We start from the raw sequence: 16,785 nt of genomic DNA on the forward strand, positions 1-16,785 counted from the left end.
ACAGACATGGTTAAGTTGATCCAAAGCGATACCGATAACCTGATGCAGGCCAGACAGCTTTCGGGCAAGACTGTGGCGCTAATCCTGGCAGGCGGGCGCGGATCGAGATTAAAAGATCTGACCGCCGATCGTGCTAAGCCAGCGGTTCATTTTGGTGGGCAATTTCGCATCATCGATTTTGCACTCTCAAACTGCATTAACTCAGGTATTCGCCGTATTGGCGTTCTCACGCAATATCAGTCTCATACCCTTGTGCAGCATATTCAGCGCGGCTGGTCGTTGTTTAATAAGGAAATCAACGGATCAATTGATCTGTTACCGGCGCAACAGCGATTTTCTAGCGGCGGTAAATACCGCGGCACCGCCGATGCGGTCAGGCAGAATCTCGCTATTATCCGTCGCTATCACGCCCAATACATCGTGATCCTCGCCGGAGATCATATCTACAAGATGGACTATTCGCGCATGCTGCGCGATCACGTCGAAAGCGGCGCTTTCTGCACTATCGCTTGCCTGCCAGTACCCATCACTGAGGCCGGTGCGTTCGGCGTGATGGCGATAAATAAAAATAACCGGGTGGTGAATTTTATTGAGAAGCCGGAGAATCCTTTACCAATGCCTGACGATGACACACACTCACTCGTTAGCATGGGAATTTACATTTTCAACGCCGATTATCTCTATCAGCTGCTGGAAGATGATCAGGCCGATGAAACATCTGAGCATGATTTTGGTAAAGATCTGCTGCCAAAAATTGTCGCCAGCGGTAAAGCTCATGCTCACTCTTTTGCGCTGTCATGCGTTCCTGCTGATAAAAGTGCTAAGCCCTACTGGCGCGATGTCGGCACGCTGGAAGCTTACTGGCGGGCGAATCTCGATTTAGCCTCGTCTACGCCGGCGCTGGGCATCGATGATCATCAGTGGCCGATTCACACACATACCGAACCGCTGCCGTCTGCAAAATTCGTTCAGGATTGCTCAGGTAATCATGGCATGACGATGAATTCACTGGTTTCCGGCGGCTGCATTATATCCGGCTCGCGGGTGATGCATTCGGTGTTGTCTGCGCGCGTGCGGGTGCGTGGCTTCTGCGCTATCGATTCTTCCGTTCTGCTGCCTGATGTGGTGGTTGGCCGCGCATGTCGCCTGAGCCGCTGTATCATCGACTGCGCCTGTGAGTTACCTGAAGGGATGGTGATTGGAGAGAACCCGGACGAGGACCGCAAACGTTTCTATTGTTCCGAAGAAGGGATAGTGCTGGTAACACGCAGCATGCTGGCCAGCCAAGACATTTAACAGACTGAACATTATAAAATTCCCCGCTTTGCAGGGATACCATTGCACTTGGTAAGGAGCCGATAATGCAGGTGCTACACGTATGTTCGGAAATATTTCCGCTGTTAAAAACGGGCGGCCTAGCAGATGTCATTGGCGCTTTGCCGGCGGCCCAGATTGCTGATGGATCAGATGTCAGAGTGCTGCTTCCCGCATTTCCCGACCTGAAAAAAGGCATTGTTGATACGCAAAGCGTGGCGACGCTGCAAACCTTTGCCGGCTATGTTGAGCTGCGCTTCGGCCAGTTTAACGGGGTGGGTATTTATTTGATTGATGCGCCGGGGCTCTACGATCGGCCAGGTAGTCCGTACCATGATGAATCTCAATATGACTACACCGATAACTATCTACGGTTTGCGCTGCTGGGATGGGTGGGCTGTGAAATAGCCTGTGGGCTGGATACCTACTGGCGTCCTGATATTGTGCATGCCCATGATTGGCATGCAGGTCTGACTTGCGCTTATCTGGCCGCGCGCGGTCGCCCGGCAAAATCGGTGTTCACCGTACATAATCTTGCTTATCAGGGGCTATTCTCGGCTCACCATCTGGCGCAGATCCAGCTACCGCCCTCATTTTTCAACCTGTATGGTTTGGAGTTCTATAATCAGATTTCTTATCTCAAAGCGGGACTGTTTTACGCCGACCATATCACGGCGGTCAGTCCGACCTACGCTAAAGAGATAACCTTACCTGAGTTTGGATACGGCATGGAGGGGTTGCTCCAGCAGCGTCTGTCTGAAGGTCGTCTGAGCGGTATTCTGAATGGGGTGGACCCGGCGATCTGGGATCCGACCTACGACTTGTTACTCACCGCACGCTACAACCGCGATACGCTGGAATCCAAGCTGGAAAATAAACGCCAGCTACAGGTGGCGATGGGCCTGAAAATCGATGAAAAAATGCTGATCTTCTCCGTTGTTAGCCGCCTGACGAAGCAAAAAGGGTTGGATCTGGTGCTGGAGGCGCTGCCGGGCCTGCTGGAGCAGGGAGGGCAGCTGGTTTTGCTTGGTGCTGGCGATGCCGTATTGCAGCAGGGATTTTTAGCTGCAGCGGCAGAACATCCGGGGCAAGTCGGCGTCCAGATTGGCTATCACGAAGCCTTTTCTCACCGCATCATTGGGGGCGCCGACGTGATTATGGTGCCCAGCCGCTTTGAACCTTGCGGACTGACGCAGCTTTATGGCCTTAAATATGGCACGTTGCCGCTGGTGAGGCGAACCGGTGGCCTGGCGGATACGGTAAATGACGCTTCACTGGAGAATCTTGCCGATAGTATCGCCAGCGGATTCAGTTTTGAAGACAGTAACGCCAGCTCTCTGCAGCGTGCTATCCGGCGTGCCTTTGTACTTTGGTCTCGGCCCAGCCTGTGGCGTTATGTTCAGCGCCAGGCAATGGGCATGGATTTCAGCTGGCAAGTTGCTGCCGTAGCGTATCGCGATCTTTATCAACGCTTGTTGTAACCAGTTCAGAGGGTAGCCAATATGAACGCACCGTTTTCCTATTCGTCGCCGACGCTTAGCGTAGACGCCTTGAAACACTCAATTGCTTATAAATTGATGTTTACTATTGGCAAAGATCCGGCGGCTGCCAATAAACATGAATGGCTCAACGCCGCGTTGCTCGCGATACGCGACCGCATGGTCGAGCGTTGGTTACGCTCAAATCGTGCTCAGCTGTCACAGGATGTACGCCAGGTTTATTACCTGTCGATGGAGTTTCTTATTGGCCGTTCACTGTCGAATGCGCTGCTGGCGTTAGGGATGTATGAAGACACTGACATGGCGCTAAGAGAGATGGGGTTGGACCTGGCTGAGCTAATCGAAGAAGAGAACGACCCTGGTCTGGGTAACGGTGGGTTAGGGCGTCTGGCGGCCTGTTTTCTTGATTCTCTGGCGACACTTGGCCTGCCGGGGCGCGGCTATGGTATTCGCTATGATTACGGCATGTTCAAACAAAATATTATCGATGGATGCCAGGCGGAATCACCGGATTACTGGTTGGAATACGGAAATCCCTGGGAATTCCAACGTTACAACACACGTTACAAGGTGCGTTTTGGCGGGCGCTTACAGCATGAGGGAAGCCGCGTTCGCTGGGTAGAGACCGAAGAGGTGCTGGCGACTGCCTTTGATCAGATCATTCCGGGCTATGATACCGATGCAACCAATACGCTGAGGCTGTGGGGGGCACAGGCCAGCAATGAAATTAACCTCGGTAAGTTTAATCAGGGCGATTACTTTGCCGCCGTCGAAGACAAAAATCATTCAGAAAACGTCTCACGCGTGCTCTACCCTGATGATTCGACCTACTCCGGTCGCGAGCTGCGTCTGCGGCAGGAGTATTTTTTGGTCTCCGCTACGGTACAGGATATCCTCAACCGTCACTGGATTATGCATCAGACCTTCGACAATCTGTCGGATAAAATCGCTATTCACCTTAATGATACTCATCCGGTACTGGCAATTCCGGAGCTAATGCGGGTGCTGGTTGATGACCATAAATTTGGCTGGGATGATGCTTTTGAGGTAGCCTGCCAGGTATTTTCCTACACCAACCATACCCTGATGCAGGAAGCGCTGGAAAGATGGCCGGTGGATATGATGGGTAAAATTCTGCCTCGTCATTTACAGATAATTTTTGAAATTAACGACTATTTCCTGAAAACCATCAACGAACACTATCCCGATGACTGGGATTTGCAGTCACGTATTTCAATTATCGATGAAAGTAATGGTCGCCAGGTGCGCATGGCGTGGCTGGCCGTGGTGGTGAGTCACAAGGTGAATGGCGTATCAGATTTGCACTCAAATTTGATGGTTCAGTCGCTGTTTGCTGACTTTGCCCGTTTGTTTCCTGGGCGCTTTTGCAACAAGACCAATGGCATCACGCCGAGACGCTGGCTGGCACTGGCGAATCCATCTCTCTCTTCCGTGCTGGATGATACTATTGGTAAGACGTGGCGCACCGATCTCAGCCAGCTGGAAGAGCTAAAACAGTACATTGACTATCCAGCCTTTATCCAACGCATTGCCGATGCCAAGCTGACCAATAAAAAACGCCTGGCGCAATATATCGCTCAGAAAATGGATCTCGTGCTGGATCCTAACGCGCTGTTTGATGTCCAGATTAAACGTATACATGAATATAAACGTCAGCTGCTTAATGTCCTCCAGGTTATCACCCGCTATAACCGCATCAAAGCCGAACCGCAAGGTAACTGGGTGCCACGCGTGTGTATTTTTGCCGGTAAAGCTGCTTCAGCTTATTACATGGCAAAGCATATTATCCATTTGATTAATGACGTGGCGGCGGTGATAAATAACGATCCTCAGGTTAAAAATAAGCTGAAAGTCGTCTTTATTCCCAACTACAGCGTAAGTCTGGCGCAGATCATTATTCCAGCGGCTGATCTTTCCGAACAAATTTCCACTGCCGGTACGGAAGCGTCTGGCACCAGTAACATGAAGTTTGCGCTGAACGGCGCCCTGACCATAGGTACTCTGGATGGCGCTAATGTCGAAATGCGCCAGCACATGGGTGAAGAGAATATATTTATTTTTGGTAATACCACTGAACAGGTGGACGCGCTGCGCCGCAATGGCTATAACCCGCACGCGTTTTATGAACAGGATCAAGCGCTGCATCAGGTGCTGACACAAATTGCGACCGGGGTGTTCAGCCCGCAGGAGCCGGGGCGCTATCGTAATATTTTTGATTCACTGGTGAACCTCGGAGATCACTATCAGCTGCTGGCGGATTATCGCAGCTATGTGGATACCCAGGATAGAGTTGACGATCTGTACCGTAACCACGAGGAGTGGACGCGTAAGGCGCTACTTAATATTTCCAGCATGGGGTTTTTCTCTTCGGACCGCACTGTTCAGGAGTATGCCGATGAGATCTGGTCAATTAAACCTGTGCAGCTTTAAAGAAATAGAAGCGTGGGAAAAGCCCCCGCTTCTACGTTATCGGGTTTTCAGGAGGCGATGGCCAGGATCAGTGCTTCGCTGTGACTATCCAGCCATTCGCGGATACGGGCTTTCTGCGCATCATTCAACCACATACCCTGCTTAGTCCGGCGCCAGATGGCGTCATCCAGCTCACGCACCCACTCATGCTGCACCAGATAGCGCAGTTCCGCTTCATAGAATTCATGACCAAAATTCTCGCCCAGCTGTTCCAGCGTGGTCGCTTCACCGAGCAGTATCTCAGTATTGCTACCATAGGTGTGGGCATAATGACGGGCCAGCGTCTCGCTGATGAACGGATAGCGGCGACGAAGGCTGTTAGCGTAATCTTCACGGCTGCCGATGAAGTTACCACCCGATAATACAGCGTGACGCGTCCATGCGGGGCCAGCATTTGGATAGTATTTTGCCAGCTTTTCCAGTGCATGTTCGGCAAGCTTACGGTAAGTTGTCAGTTTACCGCCGAACACAGAAAGCAGCGGCGTCTTGCCGTTTTCATCATGAACGTCGAGAGTGTAATCGCGAGTAATGGCCTGCGGCGAATCTGATTCATCATCACACAGTGGGCGCACGCCGGAGTAATTCCAGACGATATCCTCTTTACTCAGCGTCTGCCTGAAGTGCGCGTTATAAACTCTCAGAAGATAATCAATTTCGTTGTCATCGATACAAACATCCTGTGGAGCGCCTTTATACTCGACGTCCGTGGTGCCAATGATGGAAAACGCATCCATCCAAGGGATGACAAACACAATACGGTGATCTTCATTTTGCAGAATGTACGCCTGCTTCTGATTATGCACGCGCGGCACGACAATATGGCTCCCTTTAATCAGGCGAATACCATACGGCGATTTAAGCTGAAGTTTGTTATCGAATAGTTCGCGAACCCAGGGGCCTGCAGCGTTAACCAGGCCTTTAGCCTGCCAGGTGACGATTTTTCCGCTGTCGATATCTTCCGCCTCGACCTGCCACAGGCCGTTTTCACGCCATGCGCGGGTTACTTTGGTGCGTGTGCGCACTTCACCGCCGTGTCGCACTACTTCCTGAGCGTTAAGAACCACCAGCCGCGCATCATCTACCCAGCAGTCTGAATATTCGAAACCGCGGACGATCTCTGGCTTGAGTACCGAATCGGAGCCAAACCGCAAGCTTTTGCTTCCCGGCAGGCTGGTGCGTTTCCCAAGATGATCATACATGAACAGGCCGGTGCGTATCATCCAGGCTGGACGCAAATGTGGGCGATGGGGCAGGCGAAAGCGCATCGGAAACGCAATATGTGGCGCCATTTTTAACAGCACTTCGCGCTCCGCCAGCGCTTCGCTTACCAGACGAAACTCGTAGTGCTCAAGATAGCGCAGTCCACCGTGAATCAGTTTGGAGCTGGCAGAGGAGGTCGCACACGCCAGGTCTTGCGCTTCGAGCATGAGTACTGACAGGCCGCGTCCTGCGGCATCAGCCGCAATACCGGCACCATTAATACCGCCCCCGATAACGATCAAGTCTTTGGTTTCCACGTCATCTCCTCCGATGTTCGTATTTGTTCTTAAATGTTCGTTTTCGAGCATCATTGTACTCGCAAAGCAACATCGGCGCCAGCGTTAACCAAATAAAAACATTAGGACGTGATTCATATAACAAATTTGATACAGATATCCCTTCCCTTATTCAGGTTATTGTGGGCTGGGTTCGCGGTAAACTACTGCTGCGTAATCATGGCAAAAAAGAGATGAATGTAATGGAACAATTTGAATGTATCAGCCTGCAACAGGCCAGTGAAATGATGGCACAGGGTGGCGTACGTCTGGTGGATATTCGTGATGCTCAGAGTTTCGCAATAGCGCACGCGGTTGGTGCATTTCACCTGACCAACAGCAGCCTGAATACCTTTCTTCAGCAAACCGAATTTGAAACGCCGCTGCTGGTAATGTGCTATCACGGGGTCAGTAGTAAGAGCGCGGCGGAGTATCTGCTTACTCAGGGGTTTGATTCGGTGTACAGCGTTGACGGCGGTTTTGAAGGCTGGCGGCAGGCCTTCCCGGAACAAATAGAATCTTAAGTTCGTTAAGTCGGCAATCGCCGGTCGGCAAGATATACTGTATTTTTGCTGAGGTTAACATGGAAGCTGGCATGATCCGTATTGCGCATTTTACCAACCCGCGCCAGGCGCAGGCATTCATCGACTATATGTCCAGTCGCGGTGTTCATCTACACGGTGAACATGACGACGGTGTAACCGTCTGGCTGGAGAGTGAAGTACAGCGAGAAACGGTTGAAAACGAACTGCACATTTTCGTGCGCGACCCTAATCATCCGCGCTATCAGGCCGCCAGCTGGCACAGCGGCACTACGAGTAGTAGTTTGCAGTATCGTTCCTCGTCGATTTTGCCGATGCTGCGGCAGCGGGCTGGTCCTTTCACTCTCGGTATGATGATCGCCGCTGTACTGGTGTTTATTTTGATGCAGCTGCTGGGTGAAACCGTGGTCATGAGCTGGTTATCCTGGCCTGATGCCGGGCAATATTTTCAGCTGTGGCGTTGGTTTTCTCACATATTGCTGCATTTCTCGCTATTGCATATCGTGTTTAACCTCATCTGGTGGTGGTATATCGGCGGGCTGATCGAACGGCGTCTGGGAAGCGGAAAACTGTTCGTACTGACGGTTATTTCCGCATTGCTTAGCGGCTGGATGCAGGCACACTTTAGCGGCGTCATGTTCGGCGGCCTTTCCGGCGTGGTTTACGCGCTGATGGGCTATGCGTGGCTACGAGGCGAACGGGATCCTGAAAGCGGTGTTTATCTTGAGCGCGGTCTGATGGGGTTCGCCATCTTGTGGTTGTTTATCGGCTACATGGGCTGGTTTGGGATGGCTATCGCCAATGCAGCACATCTTACCGGGCTGCTGCTGGGTCTTGCTATGGCCTGGGTTGATACCAGACAGGCGCAGCGCTGATTTTAGTCCCACAACTCAGAAACAAATAACAGCAGGAGGCTTTCGTGAAGCAGACCCAACGTCATGACGCCATCATCGATCTGGTGCGCCGACAAGGCTATGTCAGCACAGAGGAGCTGGTGGCGTTTTTTGCCGTCAGCCCGCAGACCATTCGTCGCGATCTTAATGATCTCGCCGAGCAGAATAAAATCCATCGTCATCATGGCGGCGCTGCACTGCCCTCCAGCTCGGAAAACACGGCCTGGCAGGATCGCAAAATGATGTGGTCGGCGGAAAAAGCGCGTATTGCACAGCGCGTTGCCAGCCAGATCGCCAACGGATCAACCCTATTTATCGATATCGGTACCACGCCGGAAGCGGTGGCACACGCGCTGATGAATCACACCAACCTGCGTATTGTTACCAATAATATCAACGTGGCGACTCTGCTAATGGATAAAAGTGATTTTCGCGTCATTCTTGCTGGTGGTGAAGTGCGTACACGCGACGGCGGTATTGTGGGAGAAGCTACCCTCGATTTTATTTCGCAGTTTCGCCTTGATTACGGCATTCTTGGCATCAGCGGGATTGATATGGATGGCTCACTTCTGGAGTTTGATTATCACGAAGTACGCGCCAAGCGCGCGATTATCGAGAATTCGCGCTGCGTGATGCTGGTAACTGACCACTCAAAGTTTGGCCGTAACGCGATGGTTAATCTCGGCAACATGAGTCTGATTGATTATCTGTTCACTAACGATACGCCCCCCGAGAGCGTTATGCGGGTTATTGAACAGTACGATGTTCATCTTGAGTTATGCTGAAATCCACGCCTGGGCCAGCGGATGCCGCTGGCGTCTTACGTTTGAAAGCCCTTCAGGTTAGATGACTCTGACAGGCAAAGCCTGTGCTAAACGTCGCCCCGACAAGCTTCGTACGCCTTACCACATACGTTTCATCGCTCGTACACGCACCTGAATCAGACGGGATGAGGTGGTGCACCATGGCTGAGAGAACCGTATCGGATAAAGAAGCTTTTTCAAAGAAATTTCCCGGATAACGATCCGCCTTTACCGTTGCTGGATTATGCTTATGAAATAACCCGCCGGGCAGATTATCTCCCAGGCTTCCCGATGAGCATTTTTTTATAAAACCGGACGTGGATCGGGATGCGTGAGAAGTTTTTCTCCACGATGGCAATTCTAAAACGGAATGTATTGTTGAACCCGCTGTGCCTTTTTTCATTTCCCTGAGAAAGAGAAAGTACATGCCACGGTAAACATTCAGGAAGTCGCGTTTTCAGCCGCGCTGACGCGACAATGGCCGCGGTAATAAGCATCAGCCGCGCCTCGGCAGGCTAAACGTTAAGCTGGAGCCACAATGAGAAGCCCGGAAATCTATCAGGCCGCACAGGCGGCCGGGATCATCGATGAATACCGTTCTGCTAAAGGTGAGGTGCTGACAGTCAGCGATGAAAACATCACTTTGCTGTTGGCAGCGATGGCGCAGGCTCCTGCCGAAGAAACCGGGCCGCTGCCACGGGTCAGGGTCTTTACACGCCGTCGGGGTAATCGCATTGCGGTCAGCCGCGGTGGTAGCTGGCAACTCATCAGTGAACAAGGCCGCTGCTGGCGAGGAAGCGTCGAGCATGGCGGGGAGATAAAATTACCGGCCTCGCTGCCGTTGGGTTATCACGGACTGATCCTGATGGTACAGGAACAGCAGTGGCACTGTCGCATCATTATCGCGCCTTCGCGCTGTTACCAACCCGCAGAATTGAAGGCCGGGGAGAAACGCTGGGGCGTTATGGTGCAGCTTTACACCCTGCGCTCTGCGAATAATTGGGGAATCGGTGATTTTGGCGATCTGCAGCAGCTAATTCGTCAGGTGGCGGATTGGGGGGGCGATTTTATAGGATTGAATCCGCTGCATGCGCTCTATCCTGCGCTGCCTGAGTACGCCAGTCCTTACAGTCCTTCATCGCGTCTCTGGCTTAATATCAATTATATCGACGTACCGGCCGTTGAAGATTTTCAGCTGAGCAGTTCGGCGCAGCGCTGGTGGCGAAGTGAAAAAACGCAGCGCCAGCTTGATGCGGCGCGCGAAACCCAGTTCGTCGATTACACGGCCGTCTCGACGCTAAAAATGACTGCATTACGCCACGCCTGGCACTATTTCTGCAAGCGTGATGAGGGGGAGGATGAACGCATAGCTTTTGCTGCCTTCATCGAACAAGGCGGTGATAGTTTGTGGCAGCAGGCCGCGTATGATCTGATACAAGCTGAACAGGCCGGCGGCGATGGTTCGGGGGGCGACTGGCAGCAGTGGCCGGCAGCGCTGCGTCAAGGTAACAGCGACGCGGTGAAAGCATTTTGCCAGCCACGGCAAAATGCACTGGAATTTTATCAATGGTTACAGTGGCTGGCGCGACGCCAGTACGATCGTTGTTGGCAGGTCTGCCTGCAAAGTGGCATGACTATCGGCCTCTATCGTGATCTGGCCGTTGGCGTAGCACAAGGTGGCGCTGAAACATGGTGCGATCGTGAGCTGTACTGTATGGCGGCCTCAGTCGGTGCACCACCCGATCCGCTTGGGCCACTCGGCCAAAACTGGTGCTTGCCCCCCGTACACCCAAAGGTTTTACAGGCGCGGGGCTATCAGCCCTTTATCGACCTTCTGCGCGCCAATATGACCAGCAGCGGCGCGCTGCGTATCGATCATGTTATGTCGATGCTACGGCTATGGTGGATACCGAAAGGAAAAAGCGCCGATCACGGTGCCTATGTGAGCTATCCGGTGGACGATCTGCTGGCAGTTTTGGCGCTGGAAAGTCAGCGTCATCGCTGTATGGTGATAGGTGAAGATCTCGGCACAGTACCGCAACAGGTCGTCAGTAAACTTCGCCGCAGCGCTGTCTACTCATGGAAAGTACTGTGGTTTGAGCAGACCGCAGCGGATCGCTATCGTGCCCCTTCGCGTTGGGCACGGCAGGCAATTGCCAGCGCCAGCACGCACGATCTCCCTACGTTGGAAGGCTTCTGGACCCGCAGAGACTTACAGCTGGGAGCGAAGCTTGCAATGTATTCCGACGCCGGGGTATATCCGTCGTTATTGGAGGATCGTGAGCGTCAGAAGCAGGCGCTGCTTAATGCCCTGCATCATGCTGGCTGTTTGCCTGCATCCGCGGGAAAAAATGCCCGGCGCATGGCTATGTCTCCGGGGTTGCGTCGGGGAATACATCTGTTTCTGGCCCAAACTGAATCCGCGTTGCTGGGATTGCAGCCTGAAGACTGGCTGGCGATGCATTTGCCGGTCAACGTACCGGGAACGGTAGATGAATATCCAAACTGGCGGCGTAAGTTGAGCCAGCCGCTGGACGGTATTTTCGCCGATAAAGAAATAAAAAAACTGGTAATGGCGGTCGATCGCCGACGGCGTAGCAGGGGACCGGCGCGATAATCATCGCGCTGGCCTGGCTGGTTTAATAGAAGGAGTGCTCGCCGCGCTGATGTTCGGTCAGGTCGCGAACGCCTTTTAGCTCCGGAAAAGCATTCATCAGCTCCTTTTCGATACCTTCTTTCAGCGTGACATCGACCATTGAACAGCCGTTGCAGCCACCGCCGAATTGCAGAATGGCATAACCTTCATCGGTAATTTCCATCAGCGAAACGCGGCCGCCGTGGCTGGCAAGCTGCGGGTTGATCTGCGCCTGAAGTTGATATTCCACACGTTCAATAAGCGGCGCATCGTCAGCGACTTTACGCATTTTAGCGTTTGGCGCTTTTAATGTGAGTTGGGAGCCGAGGTTATCGGTCACAAAATCGATTTCTGCATCCTCCAGATAGGGGGCGCTCAGCTCATCAACATAGGCAGAGAGTTTATCGAACTTGAGTTCAGTATCGGTTGCCTCCACCGCTTCCGGCGGGCAGTAGGAAACGCCGCATTCTGCCGTCGGTGTACCCGGATTGATAACGAACACACGAATCTGGGTGCCTTCTTCCTGGTTTGAAAGTAATTTGGCGAAATGTTCTTGTGCTGCATCAGTGATACGGATCATGGTGATTGCTCAATAGTTGACTGAATTACTTGGTTATTATACGCCGATGCCAGCCTGTTCACAAGGTTCGGCACAGGCACCATATATCAACACTGGCCGCACCGGCGCGCATCAGCAGGCGGCTCAGCTCAGCGACGGTACTGCCAGTCGTTACCACATCGTCAAGAAGGACGATATGAAGACCGCTTACGTTAGTTTCAAGGCGAAATGCACCGCGAATATTAAGTCGGCGAGCGCTGGCGCTCAGGTGGTGCTGTATTTTACCTGCCCGCCAGCGAATCAGTGCCTCCGGCTGCCACGGAATTCGGCTCCAGTACGATAGTTGCCGGGCCAGGGGGGCTAGCTGGTTATATCCTCGCTTAAACGCCCGCCTGTGGTGCAACGGCACTGTCAGCATGAGGTCAGGTCGAGGTAAAACATACTGGCGACGTAACGCCAACCAGGTTAGCAGAATCAGCCGGGCAAGCATTACCGCACGTGCGGTTCCTTGTGAAAATTTCAGCTGATGAACCTGATTGCGCAGCGGTTCACAATAATCACTGACCAGAATCATTCGTTGCCAGGGGGGGGGATGCCGCTGGCAGCGACCGCAGGGTACATTGCGCTTACTGGCAGGGAGACCGCAGCGAGGACAAACCGACGGTGGCACGGGTAGTGCCTCCAGACAGACGCTGCATATACCGTGCTGCGGCAGACGCAGCGGCATCTGGCATAGCCAACAGCAGGCTGGGATTGTTAGCATAGTGACCTCATAGTTAAAATAAGGACCATAACTGATGACCTCCCTTTACTGGCACACTTCAGGCAGTGGCGATCGCGATCTTGTGCTGCTCCACGGCTGGGGATTGAACGCCGAAGTGTGGTACGACATTGTCCCGCGACTGAGTGCACAATTTCGTCTGCATCTTGTGGACCTGCCGGGTTATGGCCGAAGCCAGGGATTCGACGCGATGTCACTTCCACAGATGGCCGGGACATTACTCGAACGCGCTCCGGAGCGGGCTATATGGCTGGGTTGGTCGCTGGGTGGTTTGGTGGCGAGCGAGGCGGCATTGCAGGCACCTGAGCGGATCGCTTCGTTGATTACCGTTGCGTCTTCGCCCCGTTTTGCTGCCAGCGAAGCCTGGCCCGGCATTGAACCCCGTACGCTTGAAGATTTTCAGTGTCAGCTCAGTGAAAACTATTCGCGCACGGTAGCGCGATTTATTGGCCTGCAGTCAATAGGAACCCGCAATGCGCGTGAGGATACTCGTACGCTAAAACAGATCGTTCTGGCGCAACCTTCACCGGCGTTTGAGGTGCTGAATGGTGGATTGGAAATCCTGAAAACAGCCGATCTGCGTGAGACGATGATTAATTTGTCGACGCCTTTACTGCGTATCTATGGCTATCTTGATGGCCTGGTGCCAAGACGAGTAGCTGAGCTGCTGGATAAATGTTGGCCCGGTAGTCAAAGCAAAGTGATCGCTCATGCCGCCCACGCGCCGTTCATTTCTCATCCACATGAGTTTTGCGACCATTTATTGAATTTTACTGCTGACATCCAGTAAAGCAACGTCAGGTCATGGCGATAGCTAAACTCTGGCGCGTTTTTTACTGGACTACTGGCGGTTAAATTCTATCTGAGCACTAAATCACCACATTTACTGAGTGGTTTTGCTTTATTTTTTATTATTTACAACTAATACTATTAGCAGCGTAAGGTTGCTATCTGGTGGGCAAAACTGTGCCGACGGGTTAGATGGCCTTGCATGGACGTTATTTGCTCAGGAGAGATAATATGAAATTATTCAAAACCCTTACCGCTGCCGCTATCATCAGCACGTTATCTTTTAGCGTTTTTGCTGCACAGGAGATCACGCGCGAAAAAGCAAAAGAGATGAAGCTTGAAATGATCGGCACCGTCGATACCAATTCCACTCTCAGCCCGATGGATGCTAAGCGTATCCTTTCGGGAAAAGCAGATGAGAAAGGTGGCAAATACTTTGTGGTTATTGCTGCGGGCGATAATGGGCATGTTCACGCTACCGCAGAGGTATACAAGTAACACGCATTAAGCCTGTGGCCATTGCCGGTGTCTCCCCGGCGGCTGGCCGCAGAGATCTCGCATTCAAATCCGCTACCCTGGCGCTGATCAGAGCCAGGGCGGATTGCTGGCAATTTTATTTTTTCCTTCCGAATGCGGCCGCCAGGGCATCACCCATCGCGCTATTACCTGCTGGCTCCAGGGTGGTCTGACCGCGAGGCTTAATTTTTTGCTGGCTGCGGTTATGCTCGTGCGGCGCTGAATTTGCCCCACTTTTCCGATTAACATTCTCACCGGGCTGCTCGTCAAGGCGCATAGTCAGTGCAATACGCTTACGCGGGATATCCACTTCCATCACTTTGACTTTAACAATGTCACCTGCCTTTACCACCTTGTGCGGATCGTCAATAAACTTATCCGACAACGATGAAATGTGTACCAGGCCATCCTGATGGACGCCGATATCAACGAAAGCGCCAAAGTTGGTCACGTTGGTTACCGCACCTTCCAGAATCATTCCTGGTTGAAGATCGTTAAGCGTATCAATGCCCTCGGCGAACTGTGCCGTTTTGAACTCTGGACGAGGGTCACGTCCAGGCTTCTCAAGCTCTTTTAGAATATCGTTAACGGTGGGCAAACCGAAGCGATCATCGGTGTAATCGACGGCCCTGATGGCGCGCAGCACATCGGCATTGCCCATCAATTCTTTAATCGTCTTGTGAGTAGCCTTCATAATGCGTTCCACCACCGGATAAGCTTCCGGATGAACGGTAGAGGCATCCAGAGGGTTATCACCCTGACCAATACGCAAAAAGCCCGCACATTGTTCAAATGCTTTGGGGCCAAGCCGGGAGACTTTCAACAGCTGCTGGCGATCCTGGAAGCGGCCATTATCATCGCGCCAGCTAACGATGTTCTGCGCCATCACTTTGCTCAGGCCGGCAACGCGTGTTAGCAGGGCTACGGAAGCGGTATTCAGGTCAACGCCGACGGCGTTTACACAATCTTCCACCACGGCATCCAGCTTTTTAGCCAGCAGGCTCTGAGTGACGTCATGCTGATACTGACCGACACCGATTGATTTCGGCTCGATTTTAACCAGCTCAGCGAGTGGGTCTTGCAACCGGCGGGCAATTGAAACCGCCCCGCGTAGTGAAACGTCCAGTCCGGGAAACTCCAGCGCAGCTAATTCAGATGCTGAATACACCGATGCACCCGCCTCACTGACTATGACTTTCTGCGCCTGGATGTGTGGAAACTGTTTCTGTACATCGAGGAAGAAGCGTTCGGTTTCGCGTGAGGCCGTGCCATTGCCTATGGCAACCAGATCAACCTGGTGTTGAGCACACAGCGCAGCAACGGCCGTCGCCGCTTTAGCGGCTTGGCCGGTATGTGGATAGATGGTATCCGTCGCGACCAGCTTACCGGTGGCGTCTACCACGGCAACTTTCACACCGGTGCGCAGTCCGGGGTCCAGTCCCATGGTTGCACGCTGCCCGGCCGGTGCGGCCATTAGCAGGTCGTGCAAATTGCGGGCAAAAACGTTAATCGCTTCTTCTTCGGCTCTTTCTCGCACCACACCCATTAATTCCGTTTCCAGATGGAGTAGCACTTTAATGCGCCATGTCCATCCGACCACGGCCTTACGCCAGCTATCGGCCGGGGCGTTATTCAGCCGGAGATTAAGGTGGCTGGTGATAATCTGTTCACCCTGACTTTCGCGGGGCGCTTCATCAAACTGGGGATCTGCATTGAGTGACAGTTGTAAAACACCCTCATTGCGCCCGCGCAGCATGGCCAGCGCCCGGTGGGAAGGCACGGTAGCCAATGCTTCGTGGTGATCGAAGTAGTCGCGGAATTTAGCCCCTGCCTCCTCTTTGCCTTCAACAACCTTGGCTACCAGGTGCGCATTTTTCCACAGGTAATCACGCACTTTCGCTAGCAGGCTGGCGTCTTCAGCAAATCGCTCCATCAGGATATAGCGTGCGCCATCCAGTGCGGCTTTGCTATCGACAACGCCTTTCTCACTGTCAACGTAGCGTTGTGCAAGGATTTCTGGCTGCTGGGATGGATCCTGCCACAGGCTGTCAGCCAGTGGTTCAAGACCAGCTTCGATAGCAATCTGCCCGCGAGTACGTCGTTTGGGCTTATAGGGCAGGTAAAGATCTTCCAGTTCGGTTTTGCTGAGCGTGCCGCCTATCGCTCTGGCAAGCTCGATTGTCAGCTTACCCTGCTCCTCAATGGATTTGAGGATTGTCTGGCGTCGCTCTTCAAGTTCACGCAAATAACCGAGGCGGGATTCCAGCTGGCGCAGCTGAGTGTCGTCCAGCCCCCCAGTGACTTCTTTACGATAACGCGCCACGAAGGGCACGGTATTTCCTTCATCCAGCAAACGAACGGCTGCTTCAACCTGTTCGTCCCGGACCTGCAATTCGGTTGCGATAATGCGGCTTAGCGAATGACTCATC

Annotated in this window: 13 protein-coding genes; 9 read left to right on the plus strand and 4 right to left on the minus strand. The window is 52.8% G+C overall.

The window, feature by feature from the left end; translation table 11 throughout:
- Positions 1 to 6: 6 nt before the first annotated feature.
- The 3 genes from glgC (at position 7) to glgP (ending at position 5,264) form a co-directional block, all read left to right on the plus strand.
- Positions 7 to 1,296 carry a glucose-1-phosphate adenylyltransferase gene (gene glgC, locus BM191_RS11225; protein WP_092878181.1) on the plus strand — a complete coding sequence of 430 codons (1,290 nt, stop codon included), beginning with the start codon at positions 7 to 9 and terminating at the stop codon, positions 1,294 to 1,296.
- A gap of 65 nt (positions 1,297 to 1,361) precedes the next feature.
- The gene (gene glgA / locus BM191_RS11230; protein WP_092878183.1) at positions 1,362 to 2,795 is read left to right on the plus strand and encodes a glycogen synthase GlgA; all 1,434 of its coding nucleotides are present in this window, start codon (positions 1,362 to 1,364) and stop codon (positions 2,793 to 2,795) included.
- Between the two features lie 21 nt (positions 2,796 to 2,816).
- Positions 2,817 to 5,264, plus strand: coding sequence for a glycogen phosphorylase (gene glgP, locus BM191_RS11235; protein WP_092878185.1), 2,448 nt, complete (start codon positions 2,817 to 2,819; stop codon positions 5,262 to 5,264).
- Positions 5,265 to 5,311: 47 nt separating this feature from the next.
- Here the strand turns inward: glgP and glpD are convergent, their stop codons facing one another.
- Positions 5,312 to 6,820: a glycerol-3-phosphate dehydrogenase gene (glpD, locus tag BM191_RS11240; protein ID WP_092878187.1), complete on the minus strand. Its 1,509-nt coding sequence runs from the start codon at positions 6,818 to 6,820 to the stop codon at positions 5,312 to 5,314.
- A gap of 221 nt (positions 6,821 to 7,041) precedes the next feature.
- On the opposite strand from glpD, the gene glpE reads away from it, so the two are divergent.
- From glpE to malQ, 4 genes are all read left to right on the plus strand, one after another.
- Complete coding sequence (glpE, locus tag BM191_RS11245) at positions 7,042 to 7,362, plus strand: thiosulfate sulfurtransferase GlpE (RefSeq protein ID WP_092878341.1); 321 nt, start codon at positions 7,042 to 7,044, stop codon at positions 7,360 to 7,362.
- A gap of 74 nt (positions 7,363 to 7,436) precedes the next feature.
- Positions 7,437 to 8,255 (plus strand): rhomboid family intramembrane serine protease GlpG, encoded by an 819-nt coding sequence (gene glpG, locus BM191_RS11250; protein WP_092878343.1) that lies wholly within the window; start codon positions 7,437 to 7,439, stop codon positions 8,253 to 8,255.
- 44 nt (positions 8,256 to 8,299) lie between these two features.
- Positions 8,300 to 9,058 (plus strand): DeoR/GlpR family transcriptional regulator, encoded by a 759-nt coding sequence (locus BM191_RS11255; RefSeq protein ID WP_092878189.1) that lies wholly within the window; start codon positions 8,300 to 8,302, stop codon positions 9,056 to 9,058.
- Between the two features lie 556 nt (positions 9,059 to 9,614).
- Complete coding sequence (gene malQ / locus BM191_RS11265) at positions 9,615 to 11,693, plus strand: 4-alpha-glucanotransferase (RefSeq protein ID WP_092878193.1); 2,079 nt, start codon at positions 9,615 to 9,617, stop codon at positions 11,691 to 11,693.
- Positions 11,694 to 11,715: 22 nt separating this feature from the next.
- On the opposite strand, the gene nfuA is transcribed toward malQ, so the two are convergent.
- A complete protein-coding gene (nfuA, locus tag BM191_RS11270; RefSeq protein WP_092878195.1) occupies positions 11,716 to 12,291 on the minus strand; it encodes a Fe-S biogenesis protein NfuA in 576 nt (191 codons plus the stop codon).
- Between the two features lie 58 nt (positions 12,292 to 12,349).
- The gene (gene gntX, locus BM191_RS11275; protein ID WP_092878197.1) at positions 12,350 to 13,033 is read right to left on the minus strand and encodes a DNA utilization protein GntX; all 684 of its coding nucleotides are present in this window, start codon (positions 13,031 to 13,033) and stop codon (positions 12,350 to 12,352) included.
- Between the two features lie 34 nt (positions 13,034 to 13,067).
- Between gntX and bioH the strand changes: the two genes are divergently transcribed.
- On the plus strand, positions 13,068 to 13,841 hold the full coding sequence (bioH, locus tag BM191_RS11280) for a pimeloyl-ACP methyl ester esterase BioH (protein WP_092878199.1): 774 nt from the start codon (positions 13,068 to 13,070) through the stop codon (positions 13,839 to 13,841).
- Between the two features lie 230 nt (positions 13,842 to 14,071).
- A complete protein-coding gene (locus tag BM191_RS11285; RefSeq protein ID WP_092878201.1) occupies positions 14,072 to 14,338 on the plus strand; it encodes a YdgH/BhsA/McbA-like domain containing protein in 267 nt (88 codons plus the stop codon).
- Between the two features lie 115 nt (positions 14,339 to 14,453).
- Here the strand turns inward: BM191_RS11285 and BM191_RS11290 are convergent, their stop codons facing one another.
- Entirely contained in the window at positions 14,454 to 16,784 is a 2,331-nt protein-coding gene (locus BM191_RS11290) for a Tex family protein (RefSeq protein WP_092878203.1), read from the minus strand.
- Position 16,785: the final 1 nt, after the last annotated feature.

It is taken from the genome of Izhakiella capsodis (assembly GCF_900115045.1).
Lineage (GTDB): Bacteria > Pseudomonadota > Gammaproteobacteria > Enterobacterales > Enterobacteriaceae > Izhakiella > Izhakiella capsodis.